This is a genomic window from Oleidesulfovibrio sp. (assembly GCF_047973035.1).
In the GTDB taxonomy this organism is placed as follows: Bacteria; Desulfobacterota; Desulfovibrionia; order Desulfovibrionales; family Desulfovibrionaceae; genus Oleidesulfovibrio.
In genome coordinates, this window is record NZ_JBKEBF010000019.1 from 109692 (window position 1) to 129041 (window position 19350).

General features: G+C 50.7%; 18 protein-coding genes and 1 pseudogene. 12 read left to right on the top strand and 7 right to left on the bottom strand.

Annotation, left to right across the window (positions count from 1 at the left end; translation table 11 throughout):
- Nucleotides 1-239 precede the first annotated feature (239 nt).
- The 5 genes from ACK5LI_RS05830 (at nucleotide 240) to ACK5LI_RS05850 (ending at nucleotide 4749) form a co-directional block, all read left to right on the top strand.
- Nucleotides 240-887, top strand: coding sequence for a peroxiredoxin (locus ACK5LI_RS05830; protein WP_416947140.1), 648 nt, complete (start codon nucleotides 240-242; stop codon nucleotides 885-887).
- Nucleotides 888-1045: 158 nt separating this feature from the next.
- Nucleotides 1046-1912: a rhodanese-like domain-containing protein gene (locus tag ACK5LI_RS05835; protein WP_416947142.1), complete on the top strand. Its 867-nt coding sequence runs from the start codon at nucleotides 1046-1048 to the stop codon at nucleotides 1910-1912.
- Nucleotides 1905-3008: an NAD(P)/FAD-dependent oxidoreductase gene (locus ACK5LI_RS05840; RefSeq protein ID WP_416947144.1), complete on the top strand. Its 1104-nt coding sequence runs from the start codon at nucleotides 1905-1907 to the stop codon at nucleotides 3006-3008. The genes ACK5LI_RS05835 and ACK5LI_RS05840 overlap by 8 nt, the downstream gene beginning before the upstream one ends.
- Before the next feature lie 153 nt (nucleotides 3009-3161).
- Nucleotides 3162-4427 (top strand): HD-GYP domain-containing protein, encoded by a 1266-nt coding sequence (locus ACK5LI_RS05845; RefSeq protein ID WP_416947146.1) that lies wholly within the window; start codon nucleotides 3162-3164, stop codon nucleotides 4425-4427.
- A gap of 115 nt (nucleotides 4428-4542) precedes the next feature.
- Nucleotides 4543-4749 carry a hypothetical protein gene (locus tag ACK5LI_RS05850; protein ID WP_416947148.1) on the top strand — a complete coding sequence of 69 codons (207 nt, stop codon included), beginning with the start codon at nucleotides 4543-4545 and terminating at the stop codon, nucleotides 4747-4749.
- A 113-nt stretch (nucleotides 4750-4862) separates the two neighbouring features.
- Here ACK5LI_RS05850 and ACK5LI_RS05855 read toward each other — a convergent pair whose 3' ends face one another.
- Nucleotides 4863-5720 carry a mechanosensitive ion channel family protein gene (locus tag ACK5LI_RS05855; protein WP_416947150.1) on the bottom strand — a complete coding sequence of 286 codons (858 nt, stop codon included), beginning with the start codon at nucleotides 5718-5720 and terminating at the stop codon, nucleotides 4863-4865.
- Nucleotides 5721-6026: 306 nt separating this feature from the next.
- Here ACK5LI_RS05855 and ACK5LI_RS05860 point away from each other — a divergent pair, with 306 nt between their 5' ends.
- Nucleotides 6027-7136: an alpha/beta hydrolase family protein gene (locus ACK5LI_RS05860; RefSeq protein ID WP_416947155.1), complete on the top strand. Its 1110-nt coding sequence runs from the start codon at nucleotides 6027-6029 to the stop codon at nucleotides 7134-7136.
- A gap of 179 nt (nucleotides 7137-7315) precedes the next feature.
- Here ACK5LI_RS05860 and ACK5LI_RS05865 read toward each other — a convergent pair whose 3' ends face one another.
- The 5 genes from ACK5LI_RS05865 to ACK5LI_RS05885 form a co-directional block, all read right to left on the bottom strand.
- Nucleotides 7316-8611, bottom strand: a complete 1296-nt coding sequence (locus ACK5LI_RS05865) for a hypothetical protein (RefSeq protein ID WP_416947157.1) — start codon at nucleotides 8609-8611, stop codon at nucleotides 7316-7318.
- A 163-nt stretch (nucleotides 8612-8774) separates the two neighbouring features.
- Entirely contained in the window at nucleotides 8775-9596 is an 822-nt protein-coding gene (locus ACK5LI_RS05870) for a terminase small subunit (protein WP_416947159.1), read from the bottom strand.
- The gene (locus ACK5LI_RS05875; RefSeq protein WP_416947161.1) at nucleotides 9583-10311 is read right to left on the bottom strand and encodes a hypothetical protein; all 729 of its coding nucleotides are present in this window, start codon (nucleotides 10309-10311) and stop codon (nucleotides 9583-9585) included. The genes ACK5LI_RS05870 and ACK5LI_RS05875 overlap by 14 nt, the downstream gene beginning before the upstream one ends.
- Nucleotides 10308-10862, bottom strand: a complete 555-nt coding sequence (locus tag ACK5LI_RS05880) for a hypothetical protein (protein WP_416947163.1) — start codon at nucleotides 10860-10862, stop codon at nucleotides 10308-10310. Before ACK5LI_RS05880 ends, ACK5LI_RS05875 begins: the two co-directional genes overlap by 4 nt.
- A 573-nt stretch (nucleotides 10863-11435) precedes the next feature.
- Nucleotides 11436-11855, bottom strand: coding sequence for a hypothetical protein (locus ACK5LI_RS05885; protein WP_416947165.1), 420 nt, complete (start codon nucleotides 11853-11855; stop codon nucleotides 11436-11438).
- A gap of 503 nt (nucleotides 11856-12358) precedes the next feature.
- Here ACK5LI_RS05885 and ACK5LI_RS05890 point away from each other — a divergent pair.
- The 5 genes from ACK5LI_RS05890 (at nucleotide 12359) to ahbA (ending at nucleotide 17661) form a co-directional block, all read left to right on the top strand.
- Nucleotides 12359-13216, top strand: a complete 858-nt coding sequence (locus ACK5LI_RS05890; RefSeq protein WP_416947167.1) for a hypothetical protein — start codon at nucleotides 12359-12361, stop codon at nucleotides 13214-13216.
- Between the two features lie 323 nt (nucleotides 13217-13539).
- On the top strand, nucleotides 13540-14724 hold the full coding sequence (ahbC, locus tag ACK5LI_RS05895) for a 12,18-didecarboxysiroheme deacetylase (protein WP_416947169.1): 1185 nt from the start codon (nucleotides 13540-13542) through the stop codon (nucleotides 14722-14724).
- A gap of 110 nt (nucleotides 14725-14834) precedes the next feature.
- The gene (gene hemB, locus ACK5LI_RS05900) at nucleotides 14835-15830 is read left to right on the top strand and encodes a porphobilinogen synthase (protein WP_416947171.1); all 996 of its coding nucleotides are present in this window, start codon (nucleotides 14835-14837) and stop codon (nucleotides 15828-15830) included.
- A gap of 99 nt (nucleotides 15831-15929) precedes the next feature.
- On the top strand, nucleotides 15930-17099 hold the full coding sequence (gene ahbD, locus ACK5LI_RS05905) for a heme b synthase (RefSeq protein ID WP_416947173.1): 1170 nt from the start codon (nucleotides 15930-15932) through the stop codon (nucleotides 17097-17099).
- A gap of 73 nt (nucleotides 17100-17172) precedes the next feature.
- Complete coding sequence (gene ahbA, locus ACK5LI_RS05910) at nucleotides 17173-17661, top strand: siroheme decarboxylase subunit alpha (RefSeq protein ID WP_416947175.1); 489 nt, start codon at nucleotides 17173-17175, stop codon at nucleotides 17659-17661.
- A 143-nt stretch (nucleotides 17662-17804) separates the two neighbouring features.
- Here ahbA and ACK5LI_RS05915 read toward each other — a convergent pair whose 3' ends face one another.
- Nucleotides 17805-18815, bottom strand: coding sequence for a hypothetical protein (locus ACK5LI_RS05915; RefSeq protein ID WP_416947177.1), 1011 nt, complete (start codon nucleotides 18813-18815; stop codon nucleotides 17805-17807).
- Nucleotides 18816-18974: 159 nt separating this feature from the next.
- On the opposite strand from ACK5LI_RS05915, the pseudogene ACK5LI_RS05920 reads away from it, so the two are divergent.
- Nucleotides 18975-19350 (top strand): annotated as a pseudogene (locus ACK5LI_RS05920) (transposase); the annotation flags it as partial.

Here is a 19350-nt window from a genome sequence, read left to right on the forward strand (position 1 = left end):
CAAGTTTTTATTAACCATACACTATTACAGAAAACAACGCCGCATCCTGCGGCAGCCATACCCGAAAGATAAAAATCCACCCGCACAGTTGTAAGCAACATGCCGATACTAAACAGTAATGATTTTCCTTAGCAAGAAAGTTTGAAAATGCGCCCTGAAGGACTTCCCAAATACACAATTTCTGATATTGTTGTCAGTACTCGCAAACCTCAGACTTTCATCCTTGGAGGATTATTACCATGGAAGAAGGAAAATTCGTTCTTATAGGCGATGCACTGCCTGAAATGCAGGTTGTGACCACTAAAGGTCCAATGACCCTTCCCGGCGACCTCAAAGGCAAATGGTTTGTACTTTTCAGCCACCCTGCTGACTATACACCGGTATGCACCACGGAATTTGTTGCATTCCAGAAGCGCTATGACGAGTTCCGCAAGCTCAATTGCGAGCTTGTCGGCTTGTCCATTGATCAGGTGTTTTCGCATATTAAATGGATCGACTGGATCAAGGAAAAAATCGGACTTGAAATAGAGTTTCCTATTATTGCCGATGATATGGGACGTGTAGCGTCTAAGCTGGGCATGATTCACCCCAACAAAGGCACCAATACCGTCAGGGCCGTTTTCATTGTTGACGACAAAGGCATTGTGCGGATAATTTTCTATTATCCGCAGGAACTTGGTCGCAACATGGATGAAATCCTGCGGGCAGTGAAGGGAATGCAGATTTCAGACGAAAAGTCTGTGGCTATCCCCGCTGGCTGGCCTGCTAACGAAATCATCAGCGACCACGTGATCGTTCCGCCGCCCAAGAGCGTTCAGGATGCCCAAAAACGACTGGCAGAAGGGCACGAGTGCTATGATTGGTGGTTCTGCCACAAAAAGCTGTAACAAAAAACAAGTAACCCCGCCCTGACAGGCGATACAGTAAAACCCAAAACGCGCCCGTGAATACCGCATGCCCCGCTTTAAGGCGTGGCGCCAAACCGCCAAGCCGGTTCTGCGGCCACGGGCGCGTTATACGATATTCAACCCAATGGAGGTCTCACATGCAGTGGAAGCAGTTCTTCACCCCGGTCAAATCCATATCAGTCAAAGAAGCGGAAGGGCTTCTTTCAAGCAGTGATACATCCTCCATCACCGTACTTGATGTACGGCAACCAGGTGAATACGAAGCCGGTCATATTCCGGGTGCCAGACTTATTCCCATGGCGGATTTGTCCGACAAGCTGGATGAGCTGAAACAGGAAGGCCCGACGCTGGTCTATTGCGCCATCGGCGGTCGCAGCCGGGTGGCAGCGCAGATGCTTGCCGGAAAAGGATTTCGCAATGTCATCAACATGGCGGGTGGTTTCAAGGACTGGGAAGCCATGAAGGATGGCAAAGGCTGGACCAGCGCAGGAGCCTATACACAGGGGCTGGAACTCTTCCCCGAAGATCTTGAACCAGTAAAAGCTCTGGAAGTGGCTTGGGGCATGGAAGCTGCGCTGGAAAAATTTTATTCAGATATGGCCGCATCCACCCGCAATGCCGGTAACTCCCGAACGGCAGACATGTTTGACCGCCTTGCGAAGTTTGAAGTCGGTCATAAGGCTAAAATTGAAAACCGGTATGAAAAAATTGCCGGACAAGGCCAGACAATCGGCAGCGTTGCAGCCAAGGTGGCAGAAGGCGGCCTGACGACGGACGAATACATGCAGAGGATGCAGATTGACACAAGCAATCCGTCTCACATTGCCGGCTTTGCAATAATGATCGAAGCGCAGGCAATGGATTTGTACGCACGCGCCTCCCGTACTGCATCGGACTCGCAGACAAAAGAATTTCTGGCCGAAATGGCCAAAGAAGAACAAAGCCACATGAAACAGGTGAGCAAGCTGCTTGATTCACTGCTAAAGGAACAAGACAATGGCTAGACTGCTTCTGCTGGGTGCCGGTCACGCTCATATGACAGTGATGGCCCACCTGCCCGAAATCATATCCAGAGGCCATACGGTAACGGCGGTGGGGCCGCTCAGCCGCCACTATTACTCAGGCATGGGGCCCGGGATGCTTGGCGGAACGTACACACCAGAAGATATCAGCTTTCCCGTGCAGCAGATGATCGAATCACGCGGGGGAGAGTTCATTCTGGACAAAGCGGTACGTGTTGATGCGAAAAGCAAAAAAGTTCTGCTGCAAAGCGGCCGCGAGATTGAATACGATGTGTGTTCGTTCAATACCGGATCATCCGTTCCGCAATCCATTGTGAATGCTAACGCAACGGATGTGTACTCGGTAAAACCAATTGAAAATCTGCTTGCCGGACGTAAGCGCATCCAGTCTCTGGCAGACAGGGGTAAAATAAGCATCGGTGTTGTAGGTGGTGGTCCGGCGGCATTGGAAGTAGCCGGAAACGCAGCGGCGTGTGCCCGCGAAGCAGGCTGTAAAAACGTTTCTGTACGGTTATATGCAGGCAAAGTTTTTTTACGGCACCTATCGCCTCGTGTTCGCTCATTATGTGCAAGTGCCATGCGAAAGCATGCAATCCAGATTATCGAAGGCAGCTATGCTTCCGGCGTCGCCACTAAAAAGGTGACATTGGAGGACGGGCGCGAGTTTGATGAAGATGTTATCTTTATTGCCATGGGAGTGCGGCCGTCTGCGCTTATTGCAGAATCCGGCCTGCCTGTGGGAAACGATGGCGGCCTTGCTGTAAACCGTTTTCTGCAATGCGACGAACACCCCGATATTTTCGGTGGCGGCGATTGCATCTGGTTTAAAGACCAGCCGCTGGACAAAGTGGGCGTTTACGCTGTGCGCCAAAATCCTGTTCTTTACCACAACCTGATTGCACGAATGGAAGGTGGCGAACTGCAACCTTTTGATCCAGGTGGCGAATACCTGCTTATTTTTAACACCGGCGGGGGAACAGGAGTGCTCCATAAGGCAGGCATATCCTTCGGCGGCAGGCTTGCATTTTTCATCAAAGACTACATCGACCGTAAGTTCATGCGCGAATTCCAGCCCTGATCTTGCTATATTCTGACGCTACACAAAAGCCTGCTGTTAATAACGGCAGGCTGTTATCGTTACGGCATAATAATAGACAATAACATTCCGGTACGCCTACTTTTACTCCATAGTGATTACCTCCCATAATTGTCAGACGCTATGAAGGATGCCATGATTAACGCCACCCATACTGAATTAATGAATGTGCTGCTCGGAGCGCAGGATCTTATCGCCCCTGTTGTTGCTGGTCATGGCAAAAGGGTGGCCATGTTTTCCTGCATGATCGCAGAAATCATGGGATACTCTGCTCCCCAGCTGGAACGACTGGAAAAAGCTGCAAAGCTGCACGATATCGGATGTTTTGCACTTTCCATTGATGAAAAAGAGGACCTGCACCGCTTTGACGTCCTTTCCCCCGCAAAACATTGTGCCGTTGGCTATCTTCTGCTCAGCCAAAGCTCCCTCTTCGGAGAGTTGGCTGAGATAGTGCTGCACCACCACGCCAATTGGAATGAAAGCAAGGGAAAAGATAAACAGGGTAACCTGATCCCTGAAGAAGCTTACATAATTCACATTGCCGACAGAATCGACATCCTGATCAACGACAAATACAACATATTGCAGCAGTCAGACGACATCGCGAAAAGCATAATCAATCGGCAGGACAATCTGTTCCACCCCAAGGTGGTAAGTGCATTTAAAGAAGTTGCATATCTGGAAAGCTTCTGGCTGCGCGGGGTCCACCCTGCAAACGCTCACTTATCATCTGCAGAGGATGCGATAACACTAACGCGGGAAGAACTGCTGGACTTCACCCGTATGCTGACTCTTGCCATAGACTATAAATCGCGCTTTACAGCGACGCACTCCAGCGGTGTCGCGGCAACATCTGCAGCAATGGGCAAATTAGCCGGACTGAAAAACTCACTTGCCCTCAGCATTGCCGGTTATCTGCACGATCTTGGAAAACTTATCGTACCTAACGAAATTCTGGAGAAAAAAGGGCCGCTTGACAAAACAGAACGGGCAATAATGAACAGCCACCCATTCTATACGTACGTATTGCTTAACGAAGCCAAAGGGCTTGCAGAAATTGCCCTGATTGCAGGCATGCATCAGGAAAAAATAAACGGCGAGGGATACCCTTTCCACCCCTCACCCAACGACTTTCCTCTGGCATCGCGAATTCTTGCCGTATGCGATGTGTTTACCGCCCTTGCAGAAGACAGACCCTACCGGCAAGGATTATCGAAAGATCAGGTTCTGGACATAATGCGTGACATGGTACGGGACCAGCACCTTGCCCCCGACTGCTTTGCCTACCTGGAAAGCAACTATCACACATTTGACTCCATACGGATAGCAGCTCAGGAAAAGGCGCAGGACGAATACTGCGGATTCTGGAACAAGACAGAAGAAGTTATCCAGCGTATTTAGGGCATTACAAATTTTACTCGAAATATAATGTCGTCACACAAGCAGATAAGACTAGGTTACAATCATGGATTATTCCCAGCAACAATGTAGCCGAACAATAAAGCGGAGGTGTCCCATGGAACACACCTTGGCGCAGCCGGAATCAGGCTGTCAGGTATGCGGTCGTTATGCCCTTTCGGGAAGAAATACCAAAACCCGTGAACTTCGCAGGGTTGACGGCCGCTGGGTTTGTAGCCAATGTGCCATGCGACCGGAAATGGTACAGGCAGGCGCCATCAAAGAAGATAAGCTTCTGAACCTCATCGAAAACTGGTACGGTTAACAGCTTTTATCCCCCCACATACGGCATGATTCATTTCTCATTGAACGGCCCGCCATAATTTTGGCGGGCCGAAGTGTTTTCAGGTCAAATCCGTATTGTCCGGTAACGACAGACTATGAAGCCTTACCGGAACTGCCCGCAGAAACCTCTTCTGTAATAATATGAACATCCCGCTGCGGATAAGGAATGCTGATGCCGTTGGCATCCAACGCGTTTTTAATGTCTTCAATCAGCTTGAAGCGTGCCGCCCAGTAATCGGTTGTCTTCACCCACGGACGCACCACAAGGTTAACGGAGCTGTCACCCAGTTCTGACACTGCGATGGTGCAGGCCGGTTCGCTGAGCAATGAGGGCTGAGCTTTAACGACATCTTCAATGACCTTTTTAGCGACAGAAAGGTCATCACCGTAACCAACGCCCACAGTCAGGTCCATGCGGCGGGTGGGGCTGCCTGTCACGTTCACAATAACGTCACCCATAATCATATTGTTGGGAACAATAATACGCTGATTGTCGGGAGTAAGGAGCAACGTTGTAGAAAGCGAAATCTTTTCAACGGTACCGGATACACCCGCGATGGTCACATAATCACCTAACGTAAACGGCCGGAACAAAATCAACATTACCCCACTGGAAAAATTGGCAAGGTTGTCTTTTACAGCCAGACCAATTGCAAGACCCAAAGAACCGAGAATTGCTAGGAACGATGTCGTATCAATGCCGATCTGCCCTGCCGCGGCAATAAGCACGGTCACCAGCAAAATGTAAAACAATACATTTCGCAAAAAACCGGTAAGCAACCGGTCAATGCCGCGCATTTCAAGCCCTTTGCGCATCAGGTTGGCGACTCTGGCACTTAACCATGCGCCAACAATTACAATCAGAATGGCCATAAGCAGGTTGGCACCATTTTTTGCCACCCAGACAATTATCAGATCACCATATTCTTCCATCAATTTGGCATAATCCATACTATTTGCTCCTTGCTTTATTACACACTGCGAAAAATTTTCTGCTATCGTCGCCCGAAAAACAGTCACCTTTTCTGTAACAGACAGAATGGTGTATAACCTCGTGATGACTATTACAGCTTCATAGCGTATCAATCCTATTTTGCACAAGCAAATTGGATACGTGGCGCAAAGTACGTAATCCTTCTTGCGACTTTACGTTCAGATAAGGTAAACCTTTTGCAGCAGCGTGACCGCCTTTCCGGCATTCATATTCTGCGCGGCCAACACCCGCCGCAATACTGATTACCAAGGATAATACGCTCCATGCGTTTACTGATAGCGAATTTATTCTGCCTGACAGCACGCCAGAAGTCTCATTTGACGACCTTTGGCATTAAGATTTCTTTATTTTTTGCAATGGCCGTGATTGCCTTCATCCCCTGCACAGCAAAGGCTGCCGGTTCAGGCATGTCGCTGATGCATGTGGGGTTCAAGCTACTCTCAGCCTGGGATGCCGAATCGGGAGAACGGATTGAGGTGGGGGTGTGGTACCCCAGCACCACGGTAGCACAGGAAACAAAAGTAGGTGAACGTACTATCAAAGCCGCCCGCGAAGGAGCACCGGAACTAGGCCGTTTTCCGACTATTTTGCTTTCACATGTCATGGCCGGCAGTGCACTTGCCCATCATGACACGGCAGAAACGCTGGCTCAGAAAGGCTTTGTAATCATTGCTCCGACACACCGGCACGACAACGTATATGACACTCGTGTACTTTTTTCTGCACGCCACGTTTCCGACAGAGTGGCGGAGCTGGCTACAGCGCTGGACTTTGCCCGCAAGGAGCCAGAACTGGGGGCAATCATAGACAATAACAGGCTGGGAGCAATCGGCTTTGATACAGGTGCTGCAGCAGTGCTGATCATGGCAGGCGGAATCCCTGCGCCTGGAAGTTATGCCGACTACTGCACGGAAGAAACAGCTTCGACCCCGTATTGCTCGCAGTGGGCAGCCCGCCGCCTGCAGACTCTCACAGAAGAACTTGGTCCGCTGTTACAAAAGCAAGCTCATCTGCCACGGCTTAAAGCTGCGGCTCTTGTTGCTCCGGGATACGCGTTTATGTTCGGCAAAGAGCAGTTGGCCAACATCAATATTCCCATACGGCTTATGAAGGCTGAAAATGACACAGTGAACCCCGGCCATGCAGATATCCTGCGTGAAAGCCTGCGCGTCCCCCCTCTCTATTCCGTACTGGAGTCCGCCGACAATTTTACTCTGCGTGCCCCCTGCCCGCGCCGTCTGGAAGCACTGGACAAAACAATGTGTCAGGATAAATCCGGCGTGGACAGAAAAGCCATCCATGCCAAAATGAATTCGGAACTCACCGGTTTCTTTCTGGGAACTCTGGGCACCCCCGTTTCTAACGGCCAGTAGGGCACCCGCACGTTCATTCAAAATATTCTGTCACACCTTCAGGAGAGTGTATGCGGTACAGCGCAATCCTCCTTGCTCCGCTACCTGAAACAAGCAGATACAACTACAAAACAAAAACGCGCCGGACGGCACGTCATCGTCCGGCGCATTTTACTGCAATCAAAGCATCGTGACTCAACTCAGTTGGTTTTCTGCTGCCTTTGGTATTCAAACAAAGCCGCCAACGCAGCATCCTGTTCTTTCTTCAGGCTATCATCAATGGCGTTACGCACAGCCTCAGGATACACAGAGTAATAGTGTAATCGACCATTCTTCCCAACCCGCATCCGCTCGGTATAAATGCTCTGCACAAGAAACCACTCAAATTCCGGCCCAGACATGGGAATCCCCCTTCCGCGCATGGCCTCAACAGCATTACGGGCAACACCTGTTCCGGCACCGTGCCGCAACGCAACACTCCACAACACATCCCGCACCGGTTCCGATAACGATTCCACCGTAAAAAGTTTCTCACGCCAGAGAGCTTCTAACAGTCCGTCATATTGTCTGTTTTTTACAAAACGATATTGCAAAGTCCTGAAGGTTTCACCGCCGCTTTTTTCCATCCGGCGCCAGCGGGCTGTAAATTCAGGCCCGCCCAATTCAATATCGGTAAAAGCCGACCGTGCAGGCTCATCTAACGAAACAACAAACTCTTCCAGTTCCCGCGAACGCTTTCCCCGCAAACGCCAGGCGCCATATCGCATGACATCAGTCTCCCGCAGTGCCACCGGCGGCGGAGAGTTTTCTGAAACCCGTTCATAATCGCCTTCCAGCGCAACCCCTAAACCGCAGCCGGAAGAGAGTAATCTTTCAACACAAGCCGAGCGACCGTCCGGGAAAAAAGTAACCTGCACAACCTGTTTGGCATCTTCACCCCAAATCCCTGACGAACCGAAGTCGCTGGTAAACGATACGCTTTTCCCATGATAGCTGCCAGCCGTAACCCGCCCTACAGCGCGCACTTCGCAACTTGCCGGAAGATCTGCGGCAAAAAGTCCTTCGAGCCCTGTGCCTGCAGAAATATCCCCACCGGAACTTCCATAAACGTCCTCTACCGAAGCTCCGCTACCGCACTCTCCTGTCCCGTACAGCGTAACATCATAAAGGCCGGTGCTCAGCACGGCATCTGCCCCCACCTTGCCCGTATCCGCTGCTGTGACAAGCATCCAGGCTGTCCGGCAATCTTTCTGACGCCAGACTCCTTCAGGGGACGTCTGAGCGTCGGCCACATCTGCAGGAAGCACTATTAAAGCGATAAAAGTCAGTGTGATGCGCACACTGCACATCAAAACACGCCAGACTCGTGTAGCCAGAACCATAAAAACAAAAGTATGTCCGGCACCGCGGGGCTGAGTCCCTCTGCTGAAAAGCGCACTTTCAGCATGACGGTTCCCCCAACTTCCGGCAGTGTCAGTCAACAAAACTGGTGTCATCCAAATCTCCGTAAAAAAGCGGGATGTTCTCGTTGTAGCCTTGGTGCACAAGGGCCGCAACACATTCCGCATGAACAGGTCATTCACATAAAACTGAAGCCAGTCTGTAGCATATCAGCAAACTTCAAAATAGCTGTTTCCATCATTCGTCAATACCGCCGTCTCATTGCAGCTGACAGTCTCGTTCATCGGCATCGGATTCGTACCTTACTGCGCGGGCAGTATAAAGCTCTTCGATGCGCTCCAGTATTTCAGGCGGCAAGGCAGAAGCAGAGTGCAAAGCGTCTCCTGCTGCTTCTCCGGCAGCAACATCACACTCTTTTTTTGCCCCTCCGGACTTTGCATCAAACAGCCCCAGCGCACGACACAACATATCCAACGCCTTCATTTTCGAATGCATCTTCACCCGCAAGGTTCCGCCCTTGCTAGTGGAAGTTTCTGTAATTTCCGCAACTGCAGCAGCATGAGCCGGAGCAAGCACTACAGAATCTTTCAGGACAAGAGTGTTTCCTTCCCACATGCATACGTCTGTCAAAGAAGCAAAGGCAACGGCTGCAAGCTCGTCCAGCACTTTGTCCGGCGTAAGAGCTACGTCTGCGCCAAGCTCTTCCGGCATATCTTCCGGCCCCGTTGCCGACATCGTTGACGACAAAACGGGCGAAACCACGGACGGCAATTCAGACCCCGTTGAGGTTGTTCCCGAGCTGACAGGACCGTGTTCATCACCAGGCTGTCCGCAGGATTCTCTCTTACTTACCGATAACGCCTGCTCAGCAAAACCATCGCCCTGCAACTCTTCCAGCAGGGTTATTACCTCATGCCGCTGTAACAATTCCCTGCCTCGCCGTTCCGCCGAAGCAGGAGCGTAACCGGCTGCGATTGCAGCTGCAGCAGCATCTCCGTTATCCAGCCAATGCAGCGCAAACTTTCTGTATCGACGGCTACGAGACGATGGCGGTGCAACGTGGATGTCATCTTCTGCCATAGCCTACCTCAACATGGCTTTCTGCCTCAAATTTGCAACCTCCTGAGTTTGCAGATTGAGACCGCTCATCGGCTAATGACAGCACAGCCGGACTCACCAACCCGGTAAAATAGTCCTGAAGAACTGACGATTCCGGCAACGTTTCAGCTCTGCTACTCGACAATAATTGCGGGCCAACTCCCCCAGCTGCCTGCAAAGCGATTAGCCCTGCCCTTAAGTCGCCATTTACCGCAGTACCGATTCTCTTTTCCGGTACCAAACTCATCCGGTATGCGTAACATGCCGCTGCGAATTTTTCCGGCTGGAGGTCATCCTCACCCCGTCTGCGGTACCGGTAAGACTGCCTTGCCGGCTCACTTCCTGTTTCAGAAGGCACCACTTGGTTTACGTAAGCAATTCCGGCTCGCTTTCCGGCTGTTGCCGTCAGTCGCTGATTCCGCATTTCGCGGACATCCAGCCTGATTTCTTCCAACACACCCTGTACAGCCACCATACGCTCTTCCAGACGTTGCACCTGCACATGCGTTTTTCTGGTGCTATCCAGCTCTGACGAAACAAAACAAATATCCTGCTCGACCTGTTGCACACGTTCCTGCAGGGAAACTGCCACAGCAACCACACTTACCAGCGCCGTCAAAGTAGCTATCAAAGCAGACACACTCAGGCGTTTATCCACATGCCACTCTCTTCGTCTGTTTCCGGGGGACATTTTCATGAAACAGCACCCGAAAGCTTCCGCTCTGCGCGGTCTGTTCCGCTGCTTACAACATCCTTACGAAATGAACCGAGCGATGATCCCAGATAATAGTTAACCACTCCCCCGAACGCAGTTCCCAGCGAGCCCAATAAAAGCAAAGCCGGCTCGCTGACATCCTCCATGCTCATTACGCCTTCAAGCATCCAGAAAAAACCGCATACCACAACAAGTGATACTAATGCAGTTGCCCATGCTCCGCCATGTCCTGCTTTTGCCATGGCAACTTCGCGGGCACGAGCGCCCTGCACGTTAGCAAGCTCTGCCTGTAGCTGTGCCTGCTGCCATTCCAGTAAACGCGCCTCATGCTTTGCCTCAAGTTCGGCCAGCCGCAAAGCCGTTTGCGGATCTTTAAAAGCTTGAGCCACTTTTTCCGGTTCAGCTTCCACACCTAAGAATGCTCCGATCAGTGTTCCCGCTGCTCCGGCGACTACACCCGCAGGCCCCCCCAGTACACTGGCAAGCAAAGGCGCTGTTCTTGCGGCCATTGTTCCAATATCTTTCCAGTTCATTTTATTTCCCCCCCTTCAAACTGTTTTCAGGCACCCTACACGCCGCCTTTCACTATTTTTTATTACACAAGGGTTTCTGCTCAGTACGATGGGGGTCCCGTCCCTTTCAGGCGGCACTTGCCTGCATATTCAGAAGAAAAAAATGAGCATAGCTATAAAAAATAACTGGCTGACAGTTGACCTTTTACTCCGTTCTCAATATACATACACCAACGCATGTAAAAATGCAGAAAACATTCTGCATTCTGACCGGATTGCTTAACCACCAATCCCATGCATCTGGTTGTGGCGTATTGCTCCTCCTCGCAAGTCGCAACCGCTGGCCGTACAGCCTTTCTCCGTCGGCACCCCCCTATGCCTTCGGCTGTACGGGCATGCCCCTGATGACGGTCTCCCCTCCCCAAAAGAATGACCGTTTGCGCCGGAGCTTCCCCCAAGGCTCCGGCGCATCTTTTTGCAAACAACAAAAAAGCGCCGCACAAACGTACAGCGCTTTTATCCGGCAGGTGGTTTATGATGGAGCCACCTTGTCCAAGACATATCAAATACAGATGGCCTGCAGCGAATCACTTCTCATTGTTGTTGCAGATGCGAAAGTACCAATGCCGGCATACGGACATAAAACCAATCAACCAGCAGTGTCCCATCAGAAAATTCCCACTCTCCGGAATGTGCAAAATAAGCAAAAAGTGCCGACTCCATAGCAGATTCCGGCAAATCCGGCCTACGCAACACCTTTTCTCTGCAAAATAAAATCAACGTTTCAAGAAGTCCGAAATATTCATGCGATTGCAAAGCAGCTTCCAGCTGTTTGGTAAGTTGAGAACTGAAAACAGTGTCTGCCAGCAGCACGCTGTCATAAAGTTCGCAGTTTCCTTTAATCTCTGCCACAGCCCACAAGCATAACCGCACTTCGTCTGTATCGATTACTTCTGCACGCAGTTGATTGGTCAGTCTCTCAAACAAATCTTTATTATCAGAAATAACAGGCATACCCCCTCCAACTATGGCTCTTCTTATATGTCATATAATATAGAAAACCCAGAAAGTAAAATAGATTTAGCGATACACACACCCCTCCTATGCCTGCATTCCGGCCTGCAGTATAACCGACGTCTAAAATTAACTTTTCATAATCCTGAAAGCATGTTATGCGACATCATCAGTTTATGGCGCTATGCCCCCATATCCTTAAAACAGGAAGCTATAGCCTGATATCAGGTCATGCGGTGTCCCCCAATCGGTTAACACTGGCGCGTCTCCCGCAGCCAAGAATATCCGATACCGCATGACCACTTTTGTTATCTATTATCGTTAAACAAACACTCATGCACCGTTCAGCATTTGCTCTACAGGCCACTTAGTACGCTGGATAGTATGTCGTACCTTTCGCAGCGTCGCTTAAGGCTGCCCGTAAAAAAACAGTCTTTCGGGCACCAAATTTGCATTATTTATTGCCATACGCTGAAAGCGACTTTTTTCCGACGGAGCCCCTAATGCAACACCGCCGCTTATTTTTTATAAAGGCCACTATGGCTGCCCTTCTGCTTGCCACAATCCTGCTGCTTTCAGGATGCGGGTCTATACAAAGCAAAAGCGACAACTCACCGGTAGGCTTTGACTTTGATATGGCGTCAGCCGGAACCTTGTACCTTGATGCATGGGTACACCGACGCGAAGCACAGGTGCTTGTGCACCCCACAATGGCTCCTATGACTCCCCCGAAAGCCATTTTTGTTCCCTTCAGGATGAATCAGGACATGCGAGAAGGCAGCGAAGTGGCGGAACAGATTTCCCGCATGTTCTGGCAATCATGGCTTAAGCAGCAGACATTTGAATCGTTACAGTATAGTCCGCAACTAATGCCTTTCACTCCTGCACGCAGCATTGCGGCAGGAAGGGCGCTCGGTGCCGATCTTGTGGTAAGCGGGTATGTAACCCGCTTGCTGGCAGGTGGAACAACCGGAGACAGCAGGCTGGCTGTGCAGTTGGATATTTATGACACTGTGACAGGGGAGATGGTCTGGTCAATGGTTCACGCCGGTTTTATCGAGCAAACGACTAAGCGGGACTACCTGCTGTTCACTCAGGACGCGCGGCTCCCCGCGGAGCCTGTCTGGGCCTTGGCAACTGTGCTTGCAGCAGATATGGCCCTTCCCATCAAAAGGTGGCAGCACGAAGCAGATCAAAATGAAGAAGACCCGTTTGCCCCTGCACCGGCGCCGCAGGCTCAGGATTTATATGTTTCAGGTCAGGATGAATCTGCTTCTGCTACAAATAATGAAACAACGCCTGCAACTAAAAAGAAAAATGGCACAGATTTACTCTCAACAGTTCAAGGCTGGTTTAACTGAAAAAAGCACATCCCGACAATAAAAACATTAGTTTTCAGCATATTACATCGTACAAAAGTTCGGCCATCAGTAAGTTTACATTTACTTACAGCTGAACTTTTTTAGTAATCGCTCCTGATATGCTTTTTCAACACTTGCAATCAGCCCTTTCCATCCTATATTACCTCCGGTACGAATTTGTTTTTCTGACACACTCAGAAACACGAAAAGCCCCCACTTTTTTCCCGCAGGGTTGCAGACTTGTGTTTACGTCTGCAAAAAGCTGTGATGAACTTGCTCCTGTGGTGGAATAATACGGGCTTTCATGCATACTAGGAGAAATAATGATAGGCATTTCCAAGCTGTACTGTGGTCAGGTAGAACCCTCAGACGCACTGCGTTACGGGCGCGATTCGGGCAAAATGCCCTCGCACCTGCTTCAGTTCTCCAAAGACAAAAAGCCCGTGGTCGTGTGGAACATGACCCGCCGTTGCAACCTGAAGTGTGTTCACTGCTACGCACAAGCAGTTGACCCGGAAGGCAAAGACGAAATCAGCACCGAACAGGGCAAAGAAATCATTCGCGATCTTGCCCAGTACGGCGCTCCCGTCATGCTGTTCTCCGGCGGTGAACCTCTGGTGCGTAAGGACCTGGTAGAGCTTGCCAAGTATGCTACCGATCAGGGTATGCGTGCTGTTATCTCCACCAACGGCACCCTGATTACCAAAGAAAAAGCCCGCGAACTCAAAGAAGTCGGCCTTTCCTACGTAGGCATTTCGCTTGACGGCATGGAAGAGGTTCACAACAAGTTCCGCGGCGTGCCCAACAGCTTTAAAAAAGCACTGGAAGGCATTGAAAACTGTAAGGCAGAAGGTCTGAAAGTCGGCCTGCGCTTTACCATCAACAAGCGTAACGCACCTGAAGTGCCCAAGATTTTTGACCTCATCAAAGAGCTTGAAGTGCCCAGAATCTGCTTCTACCATCTGGTGTACTCCGGTCGTGGCAGCGAACTGATCAAAGAAGACCTTGATCATGCAGAAACCCGCGCCATGGTTGACCTGATCATGGACCGCACCCGTCAGCTTTTCGACGAAGGACATCCCAAAGAAGTCCTTACCGTTGATAACCACGCAGACGGCCCCTACGTATGGATGCGCATGCTGAAGGAAGACCCCAAGCGTGCAGAAGAAGTGTTTGAGCTGTTGCAGTACAACGAAGGAAACAACTCCGGCCGCGGCATCGGCTGCATCAGCTGGGACGGTGCAGTGCACCCCGACCAGTTCTGGCGCAACAAGGTGTTCGGCAATGTGCTTGAGCGTCCGTTCTCGGAAATCTGGGACGACCCCAATATCGAGTTGCTTGCACAGTTGAAGGATAAAAAGCAGCACGTAAAAGGCCGTTGCGCCCAGTGCCGCTTCCTCAATATCTGCGGCGGTAACTTCCGCGCCCGTGCAGAAGCATTCTATGACGATGTGTGGGCACCCGACCCTGCCTGCTTCCTCACCGACGAGGAAATCGGCATTAAATAGGCTGGTGAACGCCCCGGCATGCCAGTAAGGGCGCGCCGGGGCGTTTTTTCTTTCCCTGTGTGAAAAGACTCTCTTTCCCAGAGGATACATATAAACAAGGAGCTGTTCCGGTGTCTGACTTTTTCAGAGGCAGAAGACTGCGCCGCAACCCGCAGATGCGCGAATTCATCCGCGAAACAGACATTAGTGCCCGCAATCTCGTCATGCCCTACTTTGTGGTGGAAACTGACGATCAAGCCTTCCGCAAGCCTGTGGCATCCATGCCCGGAGTAGATCAGCTATCTCTTACCGAGCTGGAAAAAGAAGTTGCAGAAGGCGTGAAAGCGGGGCTGCACTCCGTTATACTTTTCGGTATTCCTGCACAAAAAGACTACCAAGGCTCTGAAGCTTTCAATCCTGAGGGCATTGTCCAACAGGCGGTACGCCGTCTGAAGGCGCGTTTTCCTCAACTGGTTGTCATAACAGATGTATGTCTGTGCGAATTTACCAGCCACGGTCATTGCGGCCTGCTGAAATCCGGCGATACCACCGGCGAGGTACATAACGACCCCACGCTGACGTTGCTGGCAAAAACAGCGGTGTCTCACGCTGAAGCAGGAGCAGACATCGTAGCCCCTTCTGACATGATGGACGGCCGCGTTCTGGCCATTCGTGAAGCACTGGACGCCAACGGCTTCCACCATATTCCGATCATGTCGTACGCTGTAAAGTATGCAAGTGCCTATTATGGGCCCTTCCGCGATGCAGCCGAATCAACCCCGCAGCACGGTGACCGCAAAACCTACCAGATGGACCCTGCCAACAGCAGAGAAGCCATGCGCGAAGCCGGTGCAGATGTCCTTGAAGGTGCGGACTTCCTTATGGTCAAGCCCGCAGGCCCCTACATGGACATCATCCGGATGGTGCGCGATAATTTTGAACTGCCCGTTGCGGCCTATCAGGTCAGTGGCGAATATTCCATGATCAAGGCAGCCGCTTTGAACGACTGGATTGACGGTGACAAAGTCGCGCTAGAGTCGCTTATCGGACTACGCCGTGCCGGTGCAGAGATTATCCTTACCTACTTTACGGTGGAAATGCTGCGCAAAGGCCTTATCAAAGCTTAACCAGACACTCCGGCACCGGGGCCAATCAGACTCCGGTGCCTTACAGTACACACACGCGCAAACCGGCAGCGCATGATACGCCGGTAAAAGGATTTATTCATGCATGATGCCAAACATCCCCACGGCGCGGGCTGCCCCCATCACCATGGTAAGCAAGGCGGCATGGGTGCCCAGTCCGGTGCAATGAAAATGCCCACGACACTTGAAGACGGCAGCCCCGCATGCAGGCTGATTGCGTGGGAAGTAACCCGCTCATGCAACCTTGCATGCAAGCATTGCCGTGCAGAGGCTCACACCGAGCCTTACCCCGGGGAGCTGAGCACAGAAGAAGCCAAAGCGCTCATCGATACTTTTCCTGACGTAGGCAACCCCATCATCATTTTCACTGGCGGCGACCCCATGATGCGCCCCGACCTGTACGAACTTATCGAATATGCTACCGGTCTCGGGCTACGCTGTGTACTTTCCCCCAACGGCACGCTGATTACCGAAGAAAATGCAGAACAAATCCGCAATGCAGGTATCCAGCGCTGCTCAATCTCCATTGATGGCCCTTCTGCAGAGCTGCATGACGATTTCCGCGGTGTTCTCGGTGCATTTGGACAGTCCATGCGCGGTATCAGTTATTTGAAACAGGCTGGCGTCGAATTTCAAATCAACACTACAGTTACCCGCGACAATCTGCCCTACTTTAAAGATATCTTTAACCTGTGCGAAGATCTGGGCGCTGCCGCGTGGCACATATTCCTGCTGGTTCCCACCGGCCGTGCAGCAGAACTGGGAACACAGGTCATTTCTGCAGAAGAATACGAAGAAGTACTTAACTGGTTCTACGACTTCCGTAAGACCACTTCCATGCACTTAAAGGCCACCTGCGCGCCTCATTATTATCGCATCATGCGTCAACGCGCTAAAGAAGAAGGACTGGCGGTAACGCCTGACAACTTCGGTATGGACGCCATGACAAGAGGATGTCTTGGTGGAATCGGCTTCTGCTTCATTTCACACGTGGGGCAAGTCCAGCCCTGCGGATATCTGGAACTGAACTGCGGCAACATTCGTGAAACGCCGTTCCCTGAAATCTGGCGTAATTCAAAATACTTTCACCAGTTCCGTACGCCCGAAGAATATGACGGAAAATGTGGTCACTGCGAGTATCATAAAGTCTGCGGCGGCTGCAGAGCCCGCGGTTTTACCATGAGCGGCAGCCACATGGCGGAAGAGCCATTGTGCTCATACCAGCCTAAAAAAGCCCCGAAAAAAGGGTAACCCGATACCGTTACTATATCAGGGCTTACGTTCTATTATCTCTGATACGTTCAACTTTTTAAAGGAGCTCCGCATGTCCGATTCTGCACCGCAGGAACAAGAGCTGGATATATACGATAAGAAAATTCTGGACATCATCCAGACCGGATTTCCCATCGAACCTCGCCCTTATGCCGTCATTGGTGAAGCAATAGGGCTGACCGAGGCTGAAGCTCTGGCCCGCGTTCGTGCTCTTAAAGATCGCAAAGTTATCCGTCGGCTGGGAGCTAACTTCAACTCATGGAAACTGGGCTTTCGCTCCACTCTGTGCGCCGCAAAAGTGCCCGATGAAAAGATGGAAGAGTTCGTTACCGAAGTGAACAGCCACGTGGGAGTTACCCATAACTACCTGCGCGCCCATGCCTACAACGTATGGTTCACTTTTATCGGCCCCAGCTGGGACGATGTATGTGCCACTTTGGACAGCATTACCCAAAAAACAGGCATTCCCATCCTCAACCTTCCGGCTGAAGAACTTTATAAAATCAGGGTAGACTTCAAAATGGATGAAGGCGACAAGTAGCCTTTCGTACTGACTGCAAATCCCCCGCGATGTTGAGTGCAATCAACAGGCGGGGGATTTTTTATAGATGCTTCTAAATAGACAACAAATGGGGCTGACGCGAACGTAACCAAAGGAATCTGTAGTCCCTTTGACGCCATCAACTATGCCCTGTGCGCTGGACGCAATGCCATCAACCATGCAGGAAACAATCTTTTTACTTTGTTGGTTAGCTCCTTTCTGTGCGTGTGGAGATATAATCCGGCGTAAAGCACAACCAAGCCAACACTGCAAAGTGCAATCTGGTAGGCAATCCCGCCACCTAAAAACTTTTCAGCAAGGTGGTCCATATATAATAAAAGGCCGATGATACCGAGCACCATAAAGACATACCGCGCCAGAATTACTCCTATGCACATCAGCCCGAGGTTCGTCATAAAGAAAACAAATCGTTCAAGCTCGGTATCTGAGGTAAGAAAGACAAGCCCTGTCCAAAAAGAACAAGCGCCAACAAAGTACCCCCAGAAGGCATAATCCAACTTAAACCGATGATCGGCCACAAAGCTGAAAACAATAAACGCAGCCCCTACCCCGCACGCAACAGTGTCTTCTTCCAGCCTGGGCAAAACGCCAGTCTTATCCAAATACCACAAGCCATCGACTATGCTGCCCCATAGCGCCGTCATTAAAGGGAGCGCCAACAACAGATGTCTGGCAAAGCGCAAGGTAACTGCACAGGCGATCACAGTGCCAAGGGCGGGAAGAAATACTTTGCTGGATAAAATCCCAGGTAAATTACCCCCGCCAACCATGGCCTGTGTGGTAGCCACAGCAATTGAAACAGTCACAGAGGCTAAAACGAACATCACCGCACCCAACACTACCCTTTGCCGTACAAAATATAATTTGTACCCGATCAGGTAAAAAAGAGCGCAGGCGATGCCAGAAAGGGCAAACTGTTCAACGCTTCCTTCACGGTTCAGCAAGCCCATTATCGGCCAACGAAGTGCAGTTAAAAGCAGCATGCTGCCCAAAAGAAGTAAAATTGTACTTCCGCGCAGGCCCTCTTTCGTCTCGGCAAGTGAGTTGAGCCTATCAAGTAAAGCACGTTGCTCTACGTAGCCTATCCCGCTCTCAGAGGCTGCCTTCTGTATTTCATCTAACGTAAATTTCATATCTATTCCTATTCAAAATAGCGGACTCAACATACTAACATTGCGAGTACACCTCATGGTAAAAAAGCTCGAGTCTGGCATATCTTAGGTTCTGACATGAATCGCCCCTAGTTTCGTAGACACTCCTGAGTTATGAAAACGAGACCTCAGGAGAAAACGATGTACGACAAACGCTACACTGACGAATTCAAAATTGAAGCGGTAAAACAAATCACCGAGCACGGCTATCCCGTCCAAGAAGTCGCCCAAAGGTTAGGCGTCAGCACCCACAGCTTGTATGCGTGGAAAAAGAAATATGGGCATGGCGAATTCATGCTGCCCAGTTTGATAACCAACAGACGGAAATCAAACGCCTTAAGGCAGAATTAAAACGGGTAACAGAAGAGCGAGATATCCTAAAAAAGGCCACCGCATACTTCGCGAAAGAGTCCCTGTGAAGTATGCCTTTATCCAGGCGCATCAAAAGGAATTTGCGGTACGCAACTTATGCCGCATGCTGCATGTACATCACAGCGGCTTTTACGCCTGGCTCAAG